The 24,536-nt window shown below is 34.9% G+C and carries 16 protein-coding genes; all 16 read left to right on the top strand.

Annotated features, from left to right (window positions below; all coding sequences use genetic code 11):
• Complete coding sequence (gene glyS, locus BW732_RS00950; protein WP_077275031.1) at nucleotides 1-2,073, top strand: glycine--tRNA ligase subunit beta; 2,073 nt, start codon at nucleotides 1-3, stop codon at nucleotides 2,071-2,073.
• Nucleotides 2,074-2,202: 129 nt separating this feature from the next.
• Complete coding sequence (locus BW732_RS00945; protein ID WP_077275030.1) at nucleotides 2,203-3,384, top strand: PASTA domain-containing protein; 1,182 nt, start codon at nucleotides 2,203-2,205, stop codon at nucleotides 3,382-3,384.
• A 454-nt stretch (nucleotides 3,385-3,838) separates the two neighbouring features.
• Nucleotides 3,839-5,335: a CAP domain-containing protein gene (locus BW732_RS00940; protein WP_161485491.1), complete on the top strand. Its 1,497-nt coding sequence runs from the start codon at nucleotides 3,839-3,841 to the stop codon at nucleotides 5,333-5,335.
• Nucleotides 5,336-5,523: 188 nt separating this feature from the next.
• Nucleotides 5,524-6,606, top strand: a complete 1,083-nt coding sequence (locus BW732_RS00935; RefSeq protein ID WP_077275028.1) for a hypothetical protein — start codon at nucleotides 5,524-5,526, stop codon at nucleotides 6,604-6,606.
• Nucleotides 6,603-7,766 (top strand): hypothetical protein, encoded by a 1,164-nt coding sequence (locus BW732_RS00930; RefSeq protein WP_077275027.1) that lies wholly within the window; start codon nucleotides 6,603-6,605, stop codon nucleotides 7,764-7,766. The genes BW732_RS00935 and BW732_RS00930 overlap by 4 nt, the downstream gene beginning before the upstream one ends.
• 25 nt (nucleotides 7,767-7,791) lie before the next feature.
• The gene (locus BW732_RS00925; RefSeq protein ID WP_077275026.1) at nucleotides 7,792-8,673 is read left to right on the top strand and encodes an ABC transporter ATP-binding protein; all 882 of its coding nucleotides are present in this window, start codon (nucleotides 7,792-7,794) and stop codon (nucleotides 8,671-8,673) included.
• A gap of 149 nt (nucleotides 8,674-8,822) precedes the next feature.
• Nucleotides 8,823-11,156, top strand: coding sequence for a cation-translocating P-type ATPase (locus BW732_RS00920; RefSeq protein WP_126844248.1), 2,334 nt, complete (start codon nucleotides 8,823-8,825; stop codon nucleotides 11,154-11,156).
• A 122-nt stretch (nucleotides 11,157-11,278) separates the two neighbouring features.
• Nucleotides 11,279-13,123 (top strand): DNA primase, encoded by a 1,845-nt coding sequence (gene dnaG, locus BW732_RS00915; protein WP_077275025.1) that lies wholly within the window; start codon nucleotides 11,279-11,281, stop codon nucleotides 13,121-13,123.
• Between the two features lie 13 nt (nucleotides 13,124-13,136).
• The gene (rpoD, locus tag BW732_RS00910; protein WP_077275024.1) at nucleotides 13,137-14,270 is read left to right on the top strand and encodes an RNA polymerase sigma factor RpoD; all 1,134 of its coding nucleotides are present in this window, start codon (nucleotides 13,137-13,139) and stop codon (nucleotides 14,268-14,270) included.
• 149 nt (nucleotides 14,271-14,419) lie between these two features.
• On the top strand, nucleotides 14,420-16,663 hold the full coding sequence (gene pcrA / locus BW732_RS00905; protein WP_077275023.1) for a DNA helicase PcrA: 2,244 nt from the start codon (nucleotides 14,420-14,422) through the stop codon (nucleotides 16,661-16,663).
• 14 nt (nucleotides 16,664-16,677) lie between these two features.
• Complete coding sequence (gene ligA, locus BW732_RS00900; RefSeq protein ID WP_077275022.1) at nucleotides 16,678-18,699, top strand: NAD-dependent DNA ligase LigA; 2,022 nt, start codon at nucleotides 16,678-16,680, stop codon at nucleotides 18,697-18,699.
• A 44-nt stretch (nucleotides 18,700-18,743) separates the two neighbouring features.
• The gene (gene gatC / locus BW732_RS00895) at nucleotides 18,744-19,049 is read left to right on the top strand and encodes an Asp-tRNA(Asn)/Glu-tRNA(Gln) amidotransferase subunit GatC (RefSeq protein ID WP_077275021.1); all 306 of its coding nucleotides are present in this window, start codon (nucleotides 18,744-18,746) and stop codon (nucleotides 19,047-19,049) included.
• Nucleotides 19,049-20,518: an Asp-tRNA(Asn)/Glu-tRNA(Gln) amidotransferase subunit GatA gene (gatA, locus tag BW732_RS00890; RefSeq protein WP_077275020.1), complete on the top strand. Its 1,470-nt coding sequence runs from the start codon at nucleotides 19,049-19,051 to the stop codon at nucleotides 20,516-20,518. Before gatC ends, gatA begins: the two co-directional genes overlap by 1 nt.
• On the top strand, nucleotides 20,518-21,948 hold the full coding sequence (gene gatB / locus BW732_RS00885; protein ID WP_077275019.1) for an Asp-tRNA(Asn)/Glu-tRNA(Gln) amidotransferase subunit GatB: 1,431 nt from the start codon (nucleotides 20,518-20,520) through the stop codon (nucleotides 21,946-21,948). Before gatA ends, gatB begins: the two co-directional genes overlap by 1 nt.
• A 24-nt stretch (nucleotides 21,949-21,972) precedes the next feature.
• The gene (locus BW732_RS00880; RefSeq protein WP_077275018.1) at nucleotides 21,973-23,001 is read left to right on the top strand and encodes a diacylglycerol kinase; all 1,029 of its coding nucleotides are present in this window, start codon (nucleotides 21,973-21,975) and stop codon (nucleotides 22,999-23,001) included.
• A 45-nt stretch (nucleotides 23,002-23,046) separates the two neighbouring features.
• Nucleotides 23,047-24,429 (top strand): 23S rRNA (uracil(1939)-C(5))-methyltransferase RlmD, encoded by a 1,383-nt coding sequence (gene rlmD, locus BW732_RS00875; RefSeq protein WP_228414952.1) that lies wholly within the window; start codon nucleotides 23,047-23,049, stop codon nucleotides 24,427-24,429.
• Nucleotides 24,430-24,536 lie beyond the last annotated feature (107 nt).

Below are 24,536 nucleotides of genomic sequence, written 5' to 3'. Positions count from 1 at the left end.
ATGACAAAACAATTTTTATTAGAAGTCGGTTTAGAAGAAGTTCCCGCTCATTTAGTAACCCCGAGTATGAATCAATTAGTTGAGCGAGTAACTGATTTTTTAAATGATCATCGTTTAACTTTTTCATCAATTGATGCTTTTTCAACTCCTAGACGCTTAGCAATTCGAGTAAATGATTTAGCAGATAAGCAAACGGATATTTCTGAAAAAGCTAAAGGTCCAGCTAAAAAAATTGCCTTGGATACAGACGGAAATTGGTCAAAAGCTGCTCTTGGTTTTGCTCGTGGCCAAGGTGTCACAGCGGATGATTTGTTTTTCGAAGAATTAAAAGGTGTTGACTATGTTTATGCTATAAAGCAAGAAAAAGGGCAGCAAGTTGCTGATATTCTACCTGGACTATCTTCAATCGTCGAAGCGATGACTTTCCCAGTTTCAATGCATTGGGCAGATTTCAGTTACAAATTTATTCGACCTGTACATTGGATTGTTGCCTTACTTGATAATCAGGTAATCCCAATGTCAATTTTTGATATCCCAAGTGATCGTGTAAGTCGTGGACACCGTTTCTTAGGTCAAAGTACAATGATTACACATGCTGCTGATTATGAAAAGCAGTTAGAAAAAGAATTTGTATTAGTTGATCCGATTAAACGTAAAGCATTAATTGAGCAACAAATTAAGAAAATTGAGAGCGACAATCAATGGATTGTTCCTTTAGATACTAATTTATTAGAAGAGGTTAATAATATTGTTGAGTATCCAACAGCGTTTGTTGGTACCTTTGATGATAAGTACTTAGTAATACCATCTGAAGTGCTAATAACATCAATGAAAGAGCATCAACGTTACTTTGAAGTACTTAATCAAGAGCATCAACTGCAAAATCATTTTGTGGCTGTTAGAAATGGTAATACCGAATTTATTGACAATGTTGCTCGTGGAAATGAAAAAGTATTACGTGCACGTTTAGAAGATGCTGAATTTTTCTATAATGAAGACTTAAAATTAAGTATCGAGTCATGTGTTGATAAATTAAAAAATGTGACATTCCATGTTAAAATTGGGTCAATCTATGAAAAAATGCAGCGTGTTTCGTTAATTTCACAAGTGATTGGTCAAAAAGTTGGTTTAACACAAGAAGAATTAACTGACTTAAAACGAGCTAGCGACATTTATAAATTTGATTTAATGACAAATATGGTAAATGAATTCCCAGAATTACAAGGGATTATTGGTGAGAAATATGCACTTATTCACGGTGAGAAGGAAACTGTTGCTCAAGCTATTAGAGAACATTATTTGCCTAATTCTAGTGATAGCGAGTTGCCTGTTTCTAATATTGGCGCAGTCTTAGCAATAGCAGATAAATTAGATAGTCTAATGACCTTCTTTACAGTTGGATTGGTACCTAAGGGGTCAAATGATCCGTATGCACTTAGACGTCAAGCTTATGGAATTATTCGAATTTTAGAAGATAAAAAATGGTCATTCCCTATTGGAGCAATTGAAACAGATATCCAAACATTGATTAATCAAAATCAAGCAGTTTTTGGAATTGAATTATCTGATGAGGAAAGACATATTCCAGCTTTCATGAAATCGCGTGTAAAACAATGGTTGCTTGCTAAAAAATTACGTCACGATATTATTGAAGCAGTTATCGAGAGTAAGCAAGACGATGTCACAAAAATGTTTGAAGTAGCTCATTTGTTAAAAGAACACTCAGAAAACCACAATTTTAAACCTGCTGTTGAATCACTAACTCGTGTCTTAAATCTTTCAGCGAAAAATACAGCGGAACAATTTAGTGTTAATCCAGATTTGTTCGAAAATACTGCAGAGAAAGATTTGTATCATGCTGTGGTACAAATTGAACATGAAGTTACTGAATTATCATTGGCTGAGCGTTTCACTAAATTACAAGAACTGACACCGCTTATTGAAGCGTATTTTGAAGATACTATGGTTATGGCAGATGACGAGGCTATCAAACAAAATCGATTAAATCAATTGTCTAAGATTGCGAGTCTATCAATGTCAATTGCAAATTTAGAACGCTTAATTGTTAAGTAGCTAGTTAATTGAGTCTAGCTAAGTAAAGAGACTAAAACATAAGGTTTTAGTCTCTTTTTATATAGTTTAGCTAAGTAAAAAATGGTATGATAAAAGAGGAATAATGATGAAAAGGAGGTAAAAAACTTAGTGGAAAATAGTCAGGACCCTTTCAATCAAAAACCTATGACTCGTCGTGTAAGGAAAAAACGACGTCGTACTCATACGCTAACTCAAAACGAGCCTGTCTCTACTCAAATAGTAAATGCTATCTCAGATGATGATATGTATTATTTAAATGACGCTGGTCAAGTTGTTCATAGAATTCGTAAAAAACGCAAGAAAACATCAAATAACCACTCGCAAACATCTAATGTTATGGCACCGCCTAAAAAGCATCCTTATTTACCGCTTTTAGTTTTACTTGCTCTAATTACAGGTATGATGACCATTTTGATAAATTGCTATCAACCAATCGCGATTCCTGATTTTACGACTAAATCAATACAAGTGGCAAAAAAATGGAGCGAAAAATATGATATTCCTATAACAACGCAAGACGTTTTTATTCCGAATCAAAAAAATGGTCAAGTTCTGAAGCAAACAGTTGATTCTGTTAATCAATCGCTCACGTTACTTGTGAGTACACAAAAGCCTGAAAAAGCTGATTTAGTTGATTTACCTGATTTTAAAGGTAAATCACGTGCAGATGTACAGTCATGGGCAAAACTGCACCGAATCAATGTGACTATGACTAATGTTGAATCTACAGCACCAGTGGATACGGTGATTAATCAGTCCATCTTACCAGAAACGTTAGTGAACCTTAATACAGTGCTACATGTGACAATTTCTAAAAAACGTCCTCAGCTAACAGTACCAGATTATAGTCAAAAGTCTCTATCTGAGTTAAAGGCTGATAGTAGTCGCTTAAAAGAAGTGACTATTCAAGAGCGTTTTTCAGAAACTATTCCATATGGAAAACTAATTAGTCAGTTACCAAAAAAAGGGGAAGTTATCGATTTAGATGAGTATCCTAACCCACTGATTAATCTCGTTTATTCGATTGGTAGACCATATTTGCCAGCTTATTTTGGTCAAATGGAACAAGATATTCCATGTCTTATTGAACGTGATTTTACATCAAAAGGTGCCAAAGTAACGTTTCAAACTTATGACGTTCCATCAAGTTATTCAAAGGGTAGTATTGTGGAAATGAATAAGTTTAACCAATATATACCTCTTGATTTTCATGTGAAATTTGGAATCAGTACTGGATACACTGATTACACAGCTGATCCATCTTTTTATTGTGAATACAACGAAAAATAATAGACAGATTACTACAAAATGTTTGTAGCAATCTGTCTATTATTTTTTTAATTAATCAACATTTGTTATGTGGTAAAAGTACATTATAAATAAAAGTATACTTTAAATAACTTTTTTGGTATGTTATAATAACATAAAAGGGTAGTTATTTTGATTTTTTTTATAATTGAAAAAGAAGTAAATTTTTTAATTTTTACTATAAAGTTATTTAATATTTTACCGATTATTAAAGTAGGCTAATACAAAATATTAGTTCATTATCACATCAATAGTCTTTAGATTAATGTGTAATATCTTGTGAATTGCTAATTATGGCCGATTAAAACTATTTAAGTAACTCATTTATGAAATGTAGATTTTTGATAGTCATTATTGCAGGATAATTTTAATTACGTTGATGAAAGCTATACCAGTTAATATCTAACGAATGAAACTATTAAAAGGAGATAGGATCATGAAAAATAATAAAAAAATAAGCTTAATCTTAGTAAGTTCTGCTACCTTAGTTAGTTTGTTTGGCATTGCGAATACAGAAATTGTTCCGGTTAGCCTACAAACATATCATGTCGAAGCCGCAAGAACGCCTCAAGGTCCTTGGATTAGAGAAAATAAAGTTGTCAAGATTTCGGCTAGAAACCAAAATATTTATAATGATTTCAACTGGAAATTTCGTCAATCTACTAATAATGTCTATAATAAAATATATAAAGTAACAGGAAAGTATAATCATGAGAATGGATTTACTTATTATTCTCTTTATGAGAATAATCGTTGGAGTGGTTATATTAATGCCAATTTTGTTCAAAATGCAGATCCTCAAGGTCCTTGGATCAAAGAAAATAAAACAGTTACGGTCGTTAGTCGCAATCAATCAATTTATAATAATTTTGATTGGGATGTTCGCCAATCTAGTAATAACATCTATGGTAAAGAGTATAAAGTCACTGGAAAATATCACCACCAAAATGGTTTTATATATTACTCATTGTATTCAAATGGTAAATGGCAAGGTTATATTAACTCAAACTTTACACGAGAAGGGACGCCTCAAGGTCCTTGGATCAAAGAAAATAAAACAGTCACGGTCGTTAGTTACAATCAATCAATTTATAATAATTTTGATTGGGATGTTCGCCAATCTAGTAATAACATCTATGGTAAAGAGTATAAAGTCACTGGAAAATATCACCACCAAAACGGTTTTATATATTATTCATTGTATTCAAATGGTAAATGGCAAGGCTATATTAACTCAAACTTTACACGAGAAGGGACGCCTCAAGGTCCATGGCATCGTGAGAATCGCTTTGTTGAAGTTAATACACAGAATGGATATACCTACAATGATTTTAACTGGAACAATCGAAATAGATTATCGAATCTTGTTGGTAAAAAGCTGAAAGCAACGGGTAAATATCATCATATGAATGGTACTACATATTATTCTTTATCTGATAGTCAAGGTAAGTGGCAGGGTTATTTGGAAGCTAATAAGGTGAGTGACTATGTAGATGAGTCTAATCAAACAACGGCTTTAGAAGCTGAAGTTGAACAAAAAGTAACTAGTATGATCAATCGTCACCGTCAAGCTAATGGACGTCCACATCTAAAAAGTCGTCAGCGATTATCTGGTGCAGCTAGAGTTAGAGCAGAGGAACTAGAAACATATTATTCTCATACGCGTCCGGATGGGGCTCATTTTAGCACGGTATTAGGTGAGACAGGTGTTCCTGAATTTCAAACAAGTGGGGAAAATATTTTAAAATATACTACGAATAAAACTGTAGATGCTGATTATTTAGCCAATAAAATGTTTAATGGTTGGAAAAATAGTCAAGGTCATAATGAAAATATGTTAAATCGAAAGTTTGAAGAAATGGCTGTTGCGGTTTATATTAACGGTGAAGCTTATTATGGTGTTACGCTATTATATACCCCTTATCGAGGTTAAAAAATAATTGTAAGAGTTGGAAAAATTTCCAGCTCTTTTTTATTGTATCAGTCAATAAAAGACGATGCTGTTATAATTATTCACTCTGATTATCTAACTTTTGTTTTTTTATTAGTTAATAACATCTTTAACTCATTTATTTTTAATGTTATACTAATGAAAATGCTAGAAAGTTAGGAGTTGTTGAGGTGAGATTTGAATTTATTAAAGAGATAAAACAGCCGTTGGTTCTATTCTTTTTAACCTTTTGTGTGATTTTGCCATTAGTTTTATTCATTGGCTTAAAAAAAGAATTGTTCGGTGGATTTTATCAAGAAAATCGACTAGATACCATCCAAGTCGAGGCGCTATTGATGCAATATGAAAAAGTAGATGTCGAACTGGGTGATAGTATGTATCAAGGGTTAGTTCAAGAGGAGTCTTTGCTAGCTCGGCAATACAATAGTGTCTTGTTTAACGAACCAGACAAGTTTAAAGATGTCAGTTATGAATTAGAGTCGTTGAAGAAGACCCTGCAAACTAATCCAGATTATGATAAGATAGCAGATTTTCAAGCACCAGCTTATCAAACAGAAAAAAAATTTCAGTTATTTAGCTATTTAAAAGAGCATAACCAACCTTATATTCTTAAGCCAGTATCGATTGGGGCGTTTTTAATCGTTGTATTCTCAGCAATTGGTGTTGTTTGGTTTGCTATTTGTGCAGCGTTAACGTCGCGTGTACTTGAAGATGATTTAAATCATTCATCAATTATTAAAGGCCAGCCATATCGCTTTAGTCAGCGGATGTTTCGGAAATTTTGTGTCTTACTAATTCTCAGCTTAGTAGGTTTTCTTTTGATTTTCATTACATCTTTAGGTTTAACACAATTTTATGGAGATCCAGTAAATGACTTTAGTTATAAAGAGATAGTCTACTTATTAGATTTTGTCATTATTAATTATTGGCAGTGGCTAATAGGCTTTATAATCTACTTAATAATCATGTTGGTTTTCACATTCTTACTCTCTATTTTATTCAATCAACTAACGAAGAATTTTTCTTTAACATTACTCTTAGAATTAGCACTCTACGTGTTAACCCTGTTTATCGGTTATTCCGATAAGTTAACGCCTGCCTTTATTGGGTATTATTTAATGCCGACAGCACTATTCGAGGGACGCTTTTTATCATCGGTGATTAACCCACTTGGTGGAACTGTTTATTTATTTGTTGCCTCTATATTGCTGATAGGTGTGATTACATTGGTACGAAAGGTGGGAACACGATGACCTATTTTAAGTTTGAATGTCGGAGCTTTTTTCTAAGTAAAAAAAATATTGCCATCTATCTTTTATTGTTCTGTTTTTCTTTATTTTATTGGCTTAATATTGAAGCGAATTACCATTCAAAAGAAGAAGTTTTACCATCTGAGATCTCTGCACGGGTAAATAATCGTGAAAAATTTGTTAATCGTATTAATCCAAATGACGATTTGCATCCAGAAGTTCGTATGGTATTGACGTTGTGGCCACCAATTATTGAGGTAGACAAGAATCGACTAGATGCACTTGAAAAAGAAGAATGGCAAAAATATGCCGAAAATACGGCAAAATGGTATGAAATAGAAACTCCTAAGTATAAAAATCCGCGTTATTATACTTATGGAAACTACTATGCCAACATGGATGAGTATTTTGGTAGAGAGTCGAATAAGACAAAGATGCTTGCCTATAGCCAGCCTGCACAAAAAAAATATCTGACGTTGAATGTATTGAATGATAAAACAGCATGGCAATCACTGGTCCGTGCGACTTTTTATTGGTTACCTGTCTTGCTTATGCTTGTGACATTATTTTTTTCAATGGATTTAATTAGTAAGGACCGGAAGCATTACAGTATCCATTCTAATATCCCTATTTCGCAGACTAAACGATTGCTAACCAAAATTAGTGTGACATTTCTTGGAGTTTTAGTGAGTTTAATTCCTTTGGCAAGTGGGTTTATTGGGATTGGTATGACAAATGGTTTTGGGTCATTACATCTTCCAGTAAGCATATTGTATCGTGATGTAGTACCGAAAACTCTCTCTATTCAAACCTATCTAGGCTACTTTTCACTCTATATGTTACTGTGGATTTTGTGCTTGATTGTGCTCAGTTTGTTATTAGGTTTATGGATTAAAAATGAGGTCATATTGTTATTAGTATTAAGTGTGATTCCGTTTGTTGATATTAGTTATAACAAGGTAGGATTCGGTGATATTTATCCGATTATTGCATGGTTGCCAACAAGTTATACTCGAATTGGTGAAGTGTTGACGGGGTATCGATGTTTCACATGGTTATTGCCAGTGGATAATCACTTCCTAGGTCTTCAAGTGTTGAGTGTAACATTAATAGTTTTACTAGGTTTCTTATGGCTTGTCACTCGCAAAAAACGAATTGTCTAGAGAATAAAGTGATGGAGGGAATTAAATGATTGAATTGAACAAAGTAAACGTCTCTTATGGTAAGAAAAAAATCTTACAAGATATTTCTATGACGTTTGTTTCTGGGGAAGTAGTTGGTCTAGTTGCACCTAATGGTACAGGAAAGAGTACACTCTTAAATGCCTTAATGAATCATGTCGCTGTTCAATCTGGGACAATCACATTCGATCAGCATCTAACCTATAAAAACGAGAAAACACGAATGAAAATTTATCGGATGATTTCCATCATGCCTGATCAAAATGATTTATATGCGCATTTAACAGGTTGGGAACATCTAAAAATGTACAAAGGTATTTGGAAGGCTAAAAAGATTAATTTAAAACAATTAGTCGCACGTTTAGGCATGTCACACTATGTTGGTCAGAAAGTAAAGACTTATTCACTAGGGATGAAACAGCGACTATGTTTTGCTATGCAAATTGCTTGTGATACCCAAATTATGTTAATGGATGAGGTAATGAACGGATTAGACCCTAATAATGTCGAGTTGATTTCGGAAGTCATTGATGAAAAACGCCAAGAAGGTAAGACTATTTTGATTGCGTCACATTTATTAGAAAATTTGCATCAGTATGCGGACCGAATCTTTTTTATTGAAAATGGTCAACTTGAATTATTTACAGCTGATCAACAAGAAGACAATGCTATTTACTTGAAGTTATCAAAGGTTGATTACGAGTTATTAGTAGAAAAAGTTGGCGTTGAGATGTTTCCGATAGAGATTGACCATGCTGTATTAGTAGATGTCAGTCAAAAAGAGTACCGACAATTATTGATTAATCATTTGGACGATTTGGATATTATGTCCTATAGTGTTCAACCAATGGACTTAACAGATACTTATAAATTAAAATATCTAAAATAATAAAATCAGTGTAATGTCAGAGTATTTTTGATGTTACACTGGTTTTTTTAAATGATATTCTTATAAGAGATGTGATTTGCAGGTTTATTTTTACTATTATTAAAGATATAATAGGACAGATAGGCATTTTTATTTTTAGAGGTAAAGGAATGATAAAAGAAAGAATGAAAACAAAACTAACAGGATTAAGTGCCAGTGATGTTATAAAACGTCAAGAAGCTGGTCAGCAAAATAATTATGAAGAGAATGTCGCCAAAACGAATCGGGAAATTATCCAAGATAACGTCTTTACCTTGTTTAATTTTCTCAATTTAGTGATTGCCATTTGTTTGGCTTTAGTTGGTGCCTTCAGTAATTTATTTTTCATGGTCATTATTATTGTCAATTGTGTGATTGGTATTATTCAAGAAATACGTGCGCGTAATTTGGTTGAAAAATTATCAATTGTCAATGAGGACAAAGTGATTGTGATTCGAGATGGGCAAGAAATTCCTGTTTTATCAGCAGATATTGTATTAGATGATATCGTCAAGCTTAATGCTGGTGAACAAGTGCCATCAGACATGGTGATTTGTCAAGGTGTTGTTGAAGCAAATGAGTCGCTTTTAACTGGCGAATCTGACTTAATTAAAAAAGTAGTTGATAGTGAATTGCTATCAGGTAGTTTTATTTCAAGTGGTCAATGTTATGCAAAGGTTATTCACGTTGGTCAAGATAATTATGCTACTAAAATTGCCAATGCAGCCAAAGTACATAAACCAATTACGTCTGAATTAGTCTCATCCATTCGTAAAGTCTCTAAATTTACAAGTTTTATTATTGTTCCAATTGGATTGATTTTATTTTGCGAGGCACTATTTTTGAGAGATTCAGATGTGAAGTCATCAGTAGTTACCTCTGCCGGCGCGTTACTAGGTATGTTACCGAAAGGATTGGTTTTACTCATTAGTATTGCTTTAGCAACTGCTGTGGCTAAATTAGCTAAAAAACGTGTGCTTGTTCAAAATATGTATTCAGTCGAGACGCTAGCTCATGTTGATGTTATTTGTCTTGATAAGACTGGGACAATTACAGAAGGTAAAATGCGTGTTCAAGATGTGACTATGTTACATGACATGGAAACGGATCAATTTCAAGCGATGATGGGTAGTTATATGACGCAATCCACAGATAATAATATTACGATGCGCGCGATTCGTGATTATTTCCCGACCAATACTGCTTATACTAGTCTGAATACTGTTCCTTTTTCTTCCGATAGAAAATGGGGAGCGATGTTTTTTGATAATCTAGGTACAGTTGCGATGGGTGCTCCTGAGCGTTTGTTTGGTGATAAAGAAATACCAAAAGAAGTCATTGATGCTCAAAAAGAAGGCTATCGAGTATTAATGGTAGGAATCAGCGAGTCAGCCGCATTAACTGAAGAACAACTACCTGATTTACAACCATTAGCTATTTTAACGATTGATGATCCGATTCGTGAAAATGCTAATGAAACTTTAGCTTATCTTCGTGATGAAGGCGTTGATATCAAAGTGATTTCTGGGGACAATCCAGTTACTGTGTCAAATGTGGCACGTCGGGCTGGCTTAGAAAATTATGAATTGTTTATTGATTTATCGAAGGTCACATCAGATGATGAGGTGCGAAAATTAGTCAATGAGTATAAGGTGTTTGGTCGTGTTTCGCCACAACAAAAGAAAATTTTAGTTGAAGAACTAAAAAGGCAAGGCCATGTTGTGGCGATGACTGGTGACGGTGTGAATGATATGCTCGCTTTAAAAGAAGCTGATTGCAGTATTGCAATGGCTGAAGGTGATAGTGCAACAAGACAACTCGCCAATATTGTGTTACTAAATTCTGATTTTACTACATTACCCGATGTCTTGTTTGAAGGGCGTCGTGTCGTCAATAACGTGACTAAGGTAGCAAGTATCTTCTTCATTAAGACAATCTATTCACTTATTTTGTCTGTCATTTGTATGCTAAGCGCTATTGCTTTTCCGTTTATTCCAATTCAAATTACATTACTTGATTTGGCAATTGAAGGATACCCAGCTTTCTTCTTACAATTTGAAAATGACAAACGAAAGATTACAACAAAATTTTTACCAACAGCGTTACGTCGCGCATTACCGAATGCTTTGTTAGTGATTATGAATATCGTGGTAATAATGCTATTAGGTCAAGCCAACTCGTGGTCACAAGTTACAACAACTACGTTAATGTACTACATGTTAATTGCGGTTAGTTGTATGGCAGTAGTTAAAGCATGTTTACCATTCAATCCTTTGCGTCTTTTCTTAGCTACAACAACGATTATTGGTACTTATGTGGCAGCAATGCTCTTTAAGGGTTTGTTAGAAATTAGTTTACTACCAATCTCACTTTTACCATTATTTATTGGTTTAGTGATTGTTTCACTAGTTCTAAAAATAATCTTAGACAAACTATTAATAAAAAAAGAATACCGTCAAAAGTAGTTTAATTGATTTACTAAAATACTGAATCTATGGTATAATGTACAATGTAGAATTATGTTAATTAGTCGCTCTTGCTAATGTCTCGAGCGACTTTTCTGACGATTTTAATAGGAGTGGTAAGTTTGGCGCAATTAATTCCCGAAAACATAATTGAGTCTGTCAGAAATCAAACAAATATTGTTGATATTGTGAGTCAATACGTGCAACTCAAAAAATCAGGTAAAAACTATTTAGGTTTGTGTCCTTTTCATGATGAAAAAACGCCGTCTTTTTCTGTCGCTGAGGACAAACAAATATTTCATTGTTTTGGATGTGGCAAAGGTGGTAATGTTTTTACCTTTATTCAAGAAATTGAGGGCTTAAATTTCCCACAATCTGTTTCTAAAGTCGCTGAACTTGGAAATATTCAAGTTGAGTATGACTTGACAGTAGCTGACAGGTCAACAGGACCTGATGAATCAACGGAAGCCGCTAATTTAATTAAATTACATGAAAAAGCTGCTGATTTTTATCATCATATTTTACTTAATACGAAAATTGGTGTAGATGCTTTAGATTATTTAATAAATCGAGGTCTAGATTTAGACACGATTAAAGAGTTTAAAATTGGTTTTTCACCGATGGATCGTCAAATTTTATCAAAAGTAGTTCAACAAGATGATATTGAATCAACGATAATGGAAAAAAGTGGTTTGTTCTTCCAAACGGATAATGGTGACTGGCTTGATCGATTTTATCAAAGGATTATGTTTCCAATTACTAATGATAAAGGTCGAATTGTCGGTTTTTCTGGCCGGATTTTATTGAATGATCAGTATGATTTATCTGATCAACCAAAGTATTTAAATAGTCCTGAAACGGCATTGTTTAACAAACGCCATGTTTTATTTCATTACCATGAATCACGATCGACGATTAGAAAAACCAGTGAAGTGATTTTATTTGAAGGTTTTATGGATGTTATTGCTGCTTGGAAGTCTGGAATTACGAACGGTGTAGCATCCATGGGGACAAGTCTGACAACTGATCAAGTTCAGATGCTAGCACGAGTGGCCGAAACAGTGGTGATTTGTTATGATGGAGATCGTGCTGGGACTGAAGCTAGTCTACGTGCAATTGATATTCTAAGCACACAGAGTGCTTCTACCATTCAATTGGTCTCTATTCCTTATCAAATGGATCCAGATGATTATCGTAAACAGTACGGTGAAGTAGCTTTAGCTGAATTGTTGAAAAATCAGCGCATAACTGTGTTGCAATTCAAATTGAACTATCTGCGACAAGGTAAACGTTTAGACAATGAATCTGATAAATTGACTTACATTGATGAAGTGCTTGATGAACTAGCGCAAGGGTCTTCTTTAATTGAAGCAGATTTAATCGTCACGCAGTTGGCAAATGAATTTGGACTGACTAAAAATGCTTTGCAATCTGAATTTCAAGCCAAACGCCAACAACTAAAACAGCAGCGACAACGTGAACACGTTAATTCTCGTCCAGCGAAAGTAACTGAGGAATTTCATGTAGCTAAGCGTCAAATCAACCAAGTTGAAAAAGCTGAAATGTTGTTGCTTTTCCGCTTATTAAATGAAAAGAGTTTGCTGCAATTTTTTAATGAAAGGGATGATGCGTCATTCTATCATGACGTGTATCAGGAACTATTTATTCACATGACTAGTTATCTAACCATCCATGGAACCATTAAAATAGCTGATTTTTTAGATTACTTAAAGGAGCCAAATTTAAAGAATCGATTGATTGAGTTGACAATGCAAGAATTTAGTCAAGAAAGTAGCCAACAAGAATTACTGGATTGTTTGACGGTGATTAAACAGGCAAAAATTCAAAAAAAAATTCAAGAAAAGCGCCTCGAACAACAAGAGGCCTTGAAATTAGGTAATAAAGAGTTAGAAATGGAAACAACAATTGCGATTATTCAATTACAACGGCAATTGAAAAATATATAGGGGGCATTCATTTATGGGTATTGAAGGAGTAAATAACCAGGTAACTTACAAAAAAACGGTTGAGGCCTTTATTCGACAAAACAAAGCTAAAGGGCAAGTGTTTTATAATGAGTTAACAGATACTATTGCTACTCCTTATGAATTAGACGCAGACCAAATGGATGTATTAATTCAAAAAGTTGAGGATGCAGGTATCAGTGTTGTTGATGAAAATGGTGAGCCTAGTGAACATAGTATCCGTGTATTAAAGAAAAACGAAGAAAAAACGGATGAAAAGGAAAAGGAAAAAGAAGAAGATTTAATTGCACCAGCTGGGGTTAAAATTAATGATCCAGTCCGTATGTACTTAAAAGAAATCGGCCGTGTCCCATTATTAAAAGCTGATGAAGAAGTAACTTTAGCGCTACGTATTAAAGAAGGCGATCCAGAAGCTAAACAAGAATTAGCCGAGGCTAACTTACGTTTAGTGGTTAGTATTGCTAAACGGTATGTAGGTCGTGGTATGCAGTTCCTTGACTTAATTCAAGAAGGTAATATGGGTTTAATGAAAGCTGTTGAAAAATTCGACCATGAAAAAGGCTTTAAATTTTCAACTTATGCAACATGGTGGATTCGTCAAGCAATCACTCGTGCTATCGCTGACCAAGCTAGAACAATTCGTATTCCTGTTCATATGGTTGAAACTATCAATAAATTGATTCGCATTCAACGTCAATTGTTACAAGATTTAGGGCGCGAACCAACACCTGAAGAAATCGGAGCTGAAATGGAATTATCACCTGAAAAAGTACGTGAGATTCTTAAAATTGCACAAGAGCCAGTTTCTTTAGAAACACCAATTGGTGAAGAAGATGATTCTCATTTAGGAGACTTTATTGAAGATCAAGAGGCAACTAGTCCTGCTGATCATGCGGCTTACGAATTACTTAAAGAACAACTAGAAAGTGTCTTAGATACTTTAACGGACCGAGAAGAAAATGTTCTACGTTTACGTTTTGGTTTAGATGATGGCCGTACTCGGACGTTAGAAGAAGTTGGTCGTGTCTTTGGTGTGACACGTGAACGTATTCGTCAAATTGAAGCAAAAGCATTAAGAAAATTACGCCATCCATCACGCTCTAAACAATTAAAAGACTTTTTAGAATAAAATTAAATTGTTTGCGAATGCCTCCTTGAGAGTATGACTCTTGAGGAGGTCTTTTTGTGAGAACGTGGATTTTTTTGTTTTTGTATGAGAAATTTCAAATAATTTTTGCTATAATGATAAAGATTGAATAAGAAAGGATGTTCGTATGTATGTCGACTAAACATCATTTATTAAAAGGACTAAATCCCAAACAGCAAGAAGCTGTTTTAACGACTAGTGGTCCCTTACTTATTATGGCAGGTGCTGGGAGTGGGAAAACCAGAGTCTTAACGCATCGTATTGCTTATATAATAGAAGAAAAAGAAGTTAATCCATGGAATATTTTAGCCATTACCTTTACGAATAAGGCGGCAAAAGAGATGAAAGAACGGGTTTGTCGAATTTTGGGCAATGATGGCGAAAATGTTTGGGTCTCGACTTTCCATTCAATGTGTGTGCGCATGTTACGTCGTGACATTGATTTAATAGGGTATAATAGTAATTTTACCATTTTAGATGCTTCTGACCAAAAGACATTAATGAAACGTATTTTAAAAGAAGAAAATATCGATCCCAAAAAACATGATCCACGGAGTATTTTAGGTGCCATCAGTAATGCTAAAAATGAATTGCTGACGCCTGCTGATTATAAAGAGCGTTACACAGGCTATTTTGAGGATATTGTTGCCAAATGTTACCAACGTTATCAAAAAGAATTACGTCATAATGAGTCAATGGATTTTGATGATTTGATTATGTTGACTATTGATCTATTTAAAAAAAGTCCGGAAACATTAGCTTACTACCAAACCAAGTTTCAATATATTCATGTTGATGAGTATCAAGATACCAACCATGCCCAATACACATTAGTCCGCCTATTAGCCAATCGCTTTAAAAATTTATGCGTAGTAGGTGATGCTGATCAAAGTATTTATGGTTGGCGTGGGGCAGATATGCAAAATATCTTAAATTTTGAGCAAGACTATCCCGATGCTAAAGTTATTTTATTGGAACAAAATTATCGTTCAACTAAAAATATTTTAGCTGCAGCGAATAGTGTGATTAATAATAATAATGAGCGCCGTAAGAAAAACTTATGGACGGATAATGATGATGGTGAGAAAGTTATTTACTATCGTGCTGACACTGAGCGCATGGAAGGCCAATTTATCGTGTCAACCATTCAGCAATTAGTCCGTGATGAGGCCAAGCAGTTTGGTGATATGTGTGTGTTGTATCGTACCAATGCGATGAGTCGAATTATTGAAGAGACATTACTTAAATCGAATATCCCGTATAAGATGGTTGGTGGACATAAGTTCTACGATCGAAAAGAAATTAAAGATATTTTAGCGTATTTAAAAATTATCGCGAACGATCGTGATTCACTAAGTTTTGAACGGGTTGTGAATGTTCCAAAACGTGGTATTGGTCCTGGAACTATTGAAAAATTACGTGATTTTGCTGCCTTTCATGAGTGGTCATTATTACATGGTGCGATTAATGTCGAACTATCAGGGATTGGTGGTAAGGCACGAAAAGAACTAGCTGGTTTTGGCGCAATGATTGAAGATTTTGCTAAGATGATGGAGTTCTTACCTGTTTCAGAATTAGTCGAACAAGTGTTGGATAAAACAGATTATCTAGCTGATTTACACAATCAAAATACTTTAGAATCACAAGCAAGAATTGAAAACTTAGAGGAATTTTTAACAGTAACAAATGAATTTGATCGTCGATTTACTGCTGGTGAGTTTGATACAGAAGAAAATGAGGGACAAAATAAATTATCACTATTCTTAAACGATTTAGCGTTGGTCTCTGATTTAGATAATCTGGATGAAGAACACGGTCAAGTAACCTTAATGACACTCCATGCTGCAAAAGGGTTAGAGTTTCCATATGTCTTTTTAATTGGAATGGAAGATGGTATTTTCCCACTATCTCGAGCAATGATTGAAGAGCATGAGATGGAAGAGGAGCGTCGATTAGCTTATGTCGGTATTACGCGAGCTGAAAAACAACTATATTTGACGAATGCTTCTAGCCGGACTCTATATGGACGAACGCAGTACAATAAACCATCACGTTTTCTAGAAGAAATCGATGAGGCAGTACTTGAACGTCATGGATTACAGAGACCTCAAATGACACAAACAACAGCTAAAAGTTCGACACAACGTCGGTCGGATTATCTTCAACCAGAACAACGAATGGTATCTACTAAACAACAAACTGGTGGTGAGAAAGATACTTGGCAACCTGGTGATAAGGCTGAGCATAAGGTCTGGGGTATTGGCACAGTTGTGAGGGTCTCTGGTACAGCGAAAGATACCGAACTTGATATTGCGTTTCCTTCACAAGGAATTAAACGTCTGCTAGCCGCATTTGCCCCCATTAAAAAAGTTTAAGGAGTGATTAACTAGTGACAACTGATACTATTGAACAACAAATTGATAGGTTGAATCAACAACTTAAAAAATGGGCTGTAGCTTATTATGAGAAAGATTCACCAACTGTGACTGATCAAGAGTATGATGAGTCATATGCCAAATTAGTTGACTTGGAAACGCGTTATCCCGAGTTAATTCGTCCTGATTCGGTGACACAACAAGTTGGTGGTCAAATTTCATCACAGTTTTCTAAAGTCACTCACCGTATTCCAATGTTAAGTTTAAGCAATGCCTTTAATCGTGAGGATTTGATTGCGTTTGATAAACGAATTAGAAAATTAACAACTCAGCCATTACGTTATATGGTTGAGTTAAAAATTGATGGTCTAGCTGTTAATTTACGTTACGAAAATGGTCAATTTGTTCAAGGCTCAACTCGCGGGAATGGCTCGGTCGGTGAAGATATCACACATAACTTAAAAACTGTTAAATCTATTCCGAAAAGATTGGCTCAACCGCTGTCAATTGAGGTCCGTGGTGAATGTTATATGCCTAAACAATCATTTATTGATTTGAATAAAGAACGTGAACTTCAAGGGTTAACAGTGTTTGCTAATCCAAGAAATGCTGCTGCTGGAAGTTTACGTCAATTAGATGCAAAAGTAACAGCAAAACGTAATCTGAGTACCTTTATTTATACTGTTGCAACGCCAGAGTTATTTACAGCAACAACGCAAAGTGGTGCATTAGATGAATTGGATTCGTTAGGATTGAAGACGAATCATGAACGGCAATTATGTGACTCAATTGAGTCTGTCTGGGAGTATATAGAGGCTTTTCGTGATCGACGTCATGAGCTAGATTATGAAATTGATGGCATTGTCATTAAAGTCGATGATTTTAGTGCCCAAGAAGAGATTGGTTATACTGTTAAAGCACCTAAATGGGCTATTGCATATAAGTTTCCAGCTGAAGAAGCGGAGACAGTTGTGCGAGAGATTGAATGGACTGTTGGACGAACTGGTGTAATTACACCGACTGCGATCATGGACCCAGTTCGTTTAGCAGGTACAACTGTTTCACGAGCAAGTCTACATAATACGGATTTAATTCAAGAAAAAGACATACGATTGTTTGATCATGTAATGATTCATAAGGCTGGCGATATTATTCCAGAAGTGACGCGTGTTTTAATGGACAAACGTTCTTCAGCCAGTCAGCCATATCAAATGCCAACCAATTGTCCAGTTTGTGGGACGGAGCTTGAAAAAATTGAGTCAGAAGTTGCTTTACGTTGTATGAATCCAATGTGTCCTGCTCAAATCAAAGAAGGATTAAATCACTTTGTTTCGCGTAATGCGATGAATATTGATGGTCTAGGACCTAGACTTCTAGAACAAATGTATGACCTAGGCTTGATTAAAAATTTTGCTGATTTGTATTCCTTAACTGAGGAACAATTACTGACACTTGACAAAGTCAAAGAAAAGTCAGCTAATAATATTTTAACGGCTATTGAATCAAGCAAAGCTAATTCATTAGAACGTTTGCTCTTTGGCCTTGGCATTCAACACGTTGGAGCGAAAGCTGCAAAACTGATTGCTGAAGAGTTTCAAACAATGGCTGCCATTATGAGAGCATCTAAAGAGGAAATTAGTAGTATCATATCCATTGGTCCAGTTATTGCTGATAGCCTTCATAAGTATTTTGAACACGACGAAGCGAGACTATTAGTTAGTGAACTTGAACGAGTTGGAGTTAATTTATCTTATTTAGGTCAAACTTCTGAAGACATTGCTCAAATTGAGTCGCCTTTTAAAGATAAAACAATTGTTTTGACCGGGAAATTACTTGATTATAATCGAACAGATGCTAAAAATCAGATTGAGGCTTTAGGTGGAACAGTGACTGGTAGTGTGTCTAAAAAAACAGATCTCGTTATTGCTGGTGAAGATGCTGGAAGTAAGCTAAAGAAAGCCAATGAATTAGGTATTTTAGTTTGGAATGAAAAACAAATGATATCTGCCATTGAAAATAGTCGTAAAGTTGAATAAAATAGAGTATACGTGTTTTTTTAAAATGAAGGAGTGTTGACAGTATGAGTATTACTAAAGAAGAGATTCAACGTGTCGCTCAGTTATCAAAATTAACATTTTCTGATGCTGATTTAGAGCTGTACACAGAACAAATGGGCAAAATTATTGCAATGATGGAAAAATTAGAGAACGTTGACACAGAAGGTGTTCCATTCACATCGAATGTTACTGAACGTGTATCTGTTCTTCGTGAGGATAATGTTCTTACAGGAGAATCACGCGAAGAATTATTAAAAAATGTACCAGAAACTGAGGATGGCTTTATTAAAGTGCCAGCAATTATGGACAATGGAGAGGTTGGGGCATAATGACAGATTTACATAAATTATCAGTAAAAGAATTAGCTACAAAAATTCAAACTAAAGATGTTTCAGTTGAAGAAGTTGTAACTGCAACCTTTAACCGTATTAAAGAGACAGAGCCAGTCGTCGATGCCTTTATTACGTTAAACGAAGAAAAAGCTTTGGAGATGGCACGTGCCTTAGATATTGAAGGCAATACAAAACAAGCTCCTTTAGCAGGTGTACCAATTGGTATCAAGGATAACATTGTTACAAAAGGTTTACTGACAACAGCAGCAAGTAAAATGTTATACAATTTTGATCCAGTTTACGATGCAACAGTTATGACGAAGCTTTACGATGGCGGCTTAATTCCAGTTGGTAAATTAAATATGGACGAATTTGCTATGGGTTCTGCAACGGAAACATCTTACTTTAAGAAAACAAAAAATGCTTGGGATCAAACAAAAGTCCCAGGTGGATCATCTGGTGGGTCAGCTGCAGCTGTTGCGGCTGGACAAATACCAGCTTCTTTAGGAAGTGATACTGGAGGAAGTATTCGTCAACCGGCATCATTTAATGGAATTGTTGGGATGAAACCAACATACGGCCGTGTTTCTCGTTTTGGATTGATTGCCTTTGCATCAAGTTTAGACCAAATTGGACCGATGACACGAACAGTTGAAGACAATGCTTTAATTTTAAACCACTTAGCGGGACATGATGAGCGTGATAGTACATCTGCCACACACGAAGTACCTGACTTTACACGTTCTATTGGTAAAGAGGTTAAAGGCCTAACAATTGGCTTACCAAAAGAATTTATGGGTGAAGGTATTCACCCAGATGTGAAAGCAGCAGTAGAACAAGCAGCTAAAACGTATGAAGCATTAGGTGCAACAATTAAAGAAATTAGTTTACCTTATTCAAAATATGGTGTTGAAGTTTACTATATTATTGCCTCTTCAGAAGCGTCTTCTAATTTACAACGTTTTGATGGCATCCGTTACGGTTATCGCTCAGAAAATGTCAAAAATTTAGATGACGTGTATGTCAATTCTCGTTCTGAAGGTTTTGGAGCGGAAGTGAAGCGTCGTATCATGTTAGGGTCATTCTCTTTAAGTTCTGGTTATTATGATGCTTATTTCAAAAAAGCGGGCCAAGTTAGAACATTAATCATTAACGATTTCAAACAAGCGTTTAAAGAAGTTGATTTGATTTTAGGACCCGTATCACCAACTGTTGCTTTTGATTTTGGAGCAGATTCGGAAGATCCTGTGACAGCTTATATGCGTGATATTTTAACGATTCCAGTCAATCTTGCAGGTTTACCTGGTATGAGTTTACCGTGTGGCTTTTCAGAAGGACTACCAATTGGATTACAATTAATTGGTGATTATTTTGAAGAGGAAAAGATGTATCAAGCAGCCTATGCTTTTGAACAAGCGACGGAATTTCATAAAATGGCACCAACGATTTTAGGAGGTAACGCATAATGAACTTTGAAACTGTCATCGGACTTGAAGTCCATGTTGAATTAAAAACTGATTCTAAAATATTCTCATCATCTGCCGCTCATTTTGGAGCCGAGCCAAATACAAATACAAACGTTGTTGATTTTAGTATGCCTGGTGTTTTACCAGTTATGAATAAACGAGCTCTTGAATTTGGAATGCGTGCGGCTTTAGCATTAAATTGTACGATTTCACAACACACTCATTTTGACCGCAAAAATTATTTTTATCCAGATAATCCTAAAGCCTATCAAATTTCTCAATTTGATGAGCCAATTGGTCATGATGGTTGGGTTGAAATTGAGGTTGCTGGGAAAAAGAAAAAAATTAGAATCGAACGTGTCCATTTAGAAGAAGATGCAGGCAAAAATATTCATGGTACTGGTGGTTATTCGTTCGTTGACTTAAATCGACAAGGGACACCATTGATTGAGATTGTTTCAGAAGCTGATATGCGCTCACCTGAAGAAGCTTATGCCTACTTAGAGGCTGTACGTTCAATTATTCAATTTACAGGCGTTAGTGATGTTAAAATGGAAGAAGGCTCAATGCGTTGTGATGCTAATATTTCATTACGTCCTTATGGCCAAGAAGAATTTGGGACTAAAACTGAATTGAAAAATTTAAACTCATTAAATTATGTAAAACAAGGTTTGGCCCATGAAGAAAAACGTCAAGCGCGTGTTTTATTATCTGGCGGTGTTATCCAACAAGAGACACGTCGTTATGATGAGTCAACGAAGAAAACGATTTTAATGCGAGTGAAAGAAGGCTCAGCAGATTATCGTTACTTCCCTGAGCCAGATTTACCTCGTTTTGAAATTTCAAATGACTGGGTGGAAGAAATTCGAAACAGTTTACCTGAATTGCCAGCAGCACGACGTAAACGTTATATCAATGAATTAGGCTTACCTGAATATGATGCGATGGTGTTAACTCTATCTAGTGAAATGTCAGATTTCTTTGATGCGACATTAGCTAAAGGTGCTGATGCGAAACAAGCATCAAACTGGTTAATGGGTGAAGTATCAGCCTATTTGAATAGTGAAAAATTAGAATTGAATGAAACTAAATTAACACCGGATAATTTATCTGGTATGATTAACTTAATTGCTGATGGAACGATTAGTTCGAAGATTGCGAAAAAAGTATTTAAAGAATTAATTACAAATGGTGGAGATGCAAAAGAGGTTGTTGAAGCGAAAGGCTTAATACAATTATCTGACCCTGCACAACTCTTACCAATTATTAATGATGTTCTTGATCAAAATGCGCAATCAGTTGAAGATTTTAAGAATGGTAAAGACCGTGCAGTTGGTTTCTTAGTGGGACAAGCGATGAAAGCAACAAAAGGCAAGGCTAATCCTGGGGTTGTCAATCAGTTATTGAAAGAAGAATTATCAAAAAGATAATGTTTCTAAGTTAGGAGAAAAACGATGAAAGCTCGACTTATTTATAATCCCACATCGGGGAAGGAACAAATTAAGAAAAATGTTGCTGAAATTCTAATAATTCTGGAAAGTGCTGGGTATGAAGCGAGCACGTTTGCAACGACACCAGAACCACTGTCTGCGCAAAAAGAAGCAAAACGTGTTGCTGAAGCTGGTTTCGATTTAATTATGGTTGCTGGTGGCGATGGGACCATTAACGAAGTTATTAATGGTATTGCACCGTTAGAAACACGCCCAAAAGTTGCGATTATACCTGCAGGGACAACGAATGATTTTGCGAGAGCTTTACATGTGCCAAGAGATAATATGCTTAGTGCGGCGAAAGTTATTTTAAAAAATCAAACAATTAAAGCGGATATCGGGAAAGCTGCAAATACTTATTTCATGAATATTGCTGCAGCTGGTCACTTAACAGAATTAACTTATGAAGTTCCTTCTCACTTAAAGAGTGTTTTCGGTTATTTGGCCTATTTAGTTAAAGGTGCCGAGATGTTACCTCGAATCAAACCAATTAATGTTCGTTTGACTTACGATGACGGTGTTTATGAAGGGGAAGCATCGATGTTTTTCTTGGGCTTGACCAATTCAATTGGTGGTTTTGAAACTATCTCACCAGACGCACAATTAAATGATGGAAAATTTTCTTTAATTATTGTGAAAACTGCTAATATTCTTGAAATTATGCGGCTAGTCGCATTAATGATTAATGGTGGTAAACATATCAATGATTCAAAAATAGAGTATATCAAAACTTCCAAATTACATGCTGATACAACAGATGATAATTTTAAGATGATGATTAATCTTGATGGTGAATATGGTGGCGATGTACCAATGACCTTTACTAATTTAAAACAGCATATTGAATTTTATGCGAATCTTGATGAAATACCAGACTCAGCAGTCTCAGATGAACTTGATTCGGCGAGTGATGAGTTTGTAAAACAAGTAGAAATACTAACTAAAGAAGATATTAATGGTGATGGGAAAATTAGTAATGAAGACAAAGCGTAACGCTTTGTCTTCGTTTTTCCCTGTGACCAATTCGAAAGGAATTTTATGAAAAAATCAGAAGAAAACATGTTACCAGTGAAAAAAAATGAACAAATTGAGGTTGAAATAGTCGATTTAACACATGATGGCTTAGGCGTTGCCAAAGTAGATGGCTACCCAATTTTTATTGAAAATGCGTTGCCAGGTGAAACAATTCTGGTTCAAATTGTTAAAGTTGGTAAAAAATTTAGCTTTGGTAAAGTAGTGTCAATTGAAACAGCAAGTCCTAACCGTGTCGAAGATGTTCAAAATCATTTAATTCGTACTGGTATCGCACCTTTACATCATATGACTTATGAAGCACAATTAGCATTCAAAGAACACCAAGTAGTTAATTGTTTAACACGAATTGGCAAACTTGATGATGTAACGGTTAAGCCGATTATTGGCATGGATGAGCCGTATGCTTATCGTAATAAGGCGCAAATTCCAGTGAGAAAAATCAATAATCAATTAGAAATTGGTTTTTTCCGTAAAAATAGCCATGATTTAGTCCCTATGTCAGATTTTTATATTCAAGAAAAAAATATTGATGAGGCATTGGCTGTCATTAAAGAAATTTTAATTCGTTACCAAGTCAAACCTTATGATGAAGCGAATGATACTGGTAATTTAAAGACAATTATGATTCGCCAAGGACATTATTCAAAAGACATGATGGTTGTTTTCATCACGAAGAAGAAAAAAATCTTTAAAAATGATGAAATTTGTCGCCTAATTGTAGAAGCTTTACCACAAGTAAAATCAATTATGCAAAATATTCAACCACATAATTCTAATGGTTTATTTGGTGAAGAAACACTGTGTTTATATGGACAAGAATATATTACTGATACACTTTTAAATAATACTTATAAGATATCAGCACGTTCTTTTTATCAAATTAACACACGTCAAGCTGAACGATTATACGAAGAAGCTATTGCATTAGCTAATTTAAAATCAACTGATACGGTTATTGACGCGTATTGTGGTATTGGAACAATTGGTTTATCAATTGCGAAAAAAGTATCTAAGTTATATGGCATTGATTCTGTCGAAGATGCTATTTCAGATGCTAAAATCAATGCACAATTAAATGGTATTGATAATGCTGAATTTATTACTGGTAAGGCTGAAAAAATCTTTGCTGAGTTAAATAAAGGTCAGATGTCAGCAGATGTCCTTTTTGTTGATCCACCGCGTAAAGGATTAGATCCTGACTTTATTGAAGCATCAGTTGAGATGGCGCCAACTAAAATCGTTTATATTTCATGTAACCCAAGTACTTTAGCACGTGATTTAGCATTATATGCTGAAAAAGGTTACAAAGTCAAAGAAGTTCAACCAGTAGATATGTTTCCACAAACAACTCATGTAGAATGTGTCACTGTTCTAACAAAGAAATAAGTTTATAGTTAGATCTAATAGCGTTTGGTTAACTGTAAACTAGATGATGTATTTAATTGAAAGATTAAATATGTCATCTTTATTTTTTACTCATTTAAATTTGAAAA

It is taken from the genome of Vagococcus penaei (assembly GCF_001998885.1).
In the GTDB taxonomy this organism is placed as follows: Bacteria; Bacillota; Bacilli; order Lactobacillales; family Vagococcaceae; genus Vagococcus; species Vagococcus penaei.
Note: the sequence above shows the minus strand (reverse complement) of the source record. Positions and strands in the feature narration are given on the sequence as shown.

Bases quoted from the DNA above. Each gene is read 5' to 3' on its own strand.
- glyS (WP_077275031.1), top strand. From the start codon at position 1: ATGACAAAACAATTTTTATTAGAAGTCGGTTTAGAAGAAGTTCCCGCT.
- BW732_RS00940 (WP_161485491.1), top strand. From the start codon at position 3,839: ATGAAAAATAATAAAAAAATAAGCTTAATCTTAGTAAGTTCTGCTACC.
- BW732_RS00930 (WP_077275027.1), top strand. From the start codon at position 6,603: ATGACCTATTTTAAGTTTGAATGTCGGAGCTTTTTTCTAAGTAAAAAA.
- BW732_RS00925 (WP_077275026.1), top strand. From the start codon at position 7,792: ATGATTGAATTGAACAAAGTAAACGTCTCTTATGGTAAGAAAAAAATC.
- BW732_RS00920 (WP_126844248.1), top strand. From the start codon at position 8,823: ATGATAAAAGAAAGAATGAAAACAAAACTAACAGGATTAAGTGCCAGT.
- rpoD (WP_077275024.1), top strand. From the start codon at position 13,137: ATGGGTATTGAAGGAGTAAATAACCAGGTAACTTACAAAAAAACGGTT.
- pcrA (WP_077275023.1), top strand. From the start codon at position 14,420: ATGTCGACTAAACATCATTTATTAAAAGGACTAAATCCCAAACAGCAA.
- gatC (WP_077275021.1), top strand. From the start codon at position 18,744: ATGAGTATTACTAAAGAAGAGATTCAACGTGTCGCTCAGTTATCAAAA.
- gatA (WP_077275020.1), top strand. From the start codon at position 19,049: ATGACAGATTTACATAAATTATCAGTAAAAGAATTAGCTACAAAAATT.
- gatB (WP_077275019.1), top strand. From the start codon at position 20,518: ATGAACTTTGAAACTGTCATCGGACTTGAAGTCCATGTTGAATTAAAA.
- BW732_RS00880 (WP_077275018.1), top strand. From the start codon at position 21,973: ATGAAAGCTCGACTTATTTATAATCCCACATCGGGGAAGGAACAAATT.
- rlmD (WP_228414952.1), top strand. From the start codon at position 23,047: ATGAAAAAATCAGAAGAAAACATGTTACCAGTGAAAAAAAATGAACAA.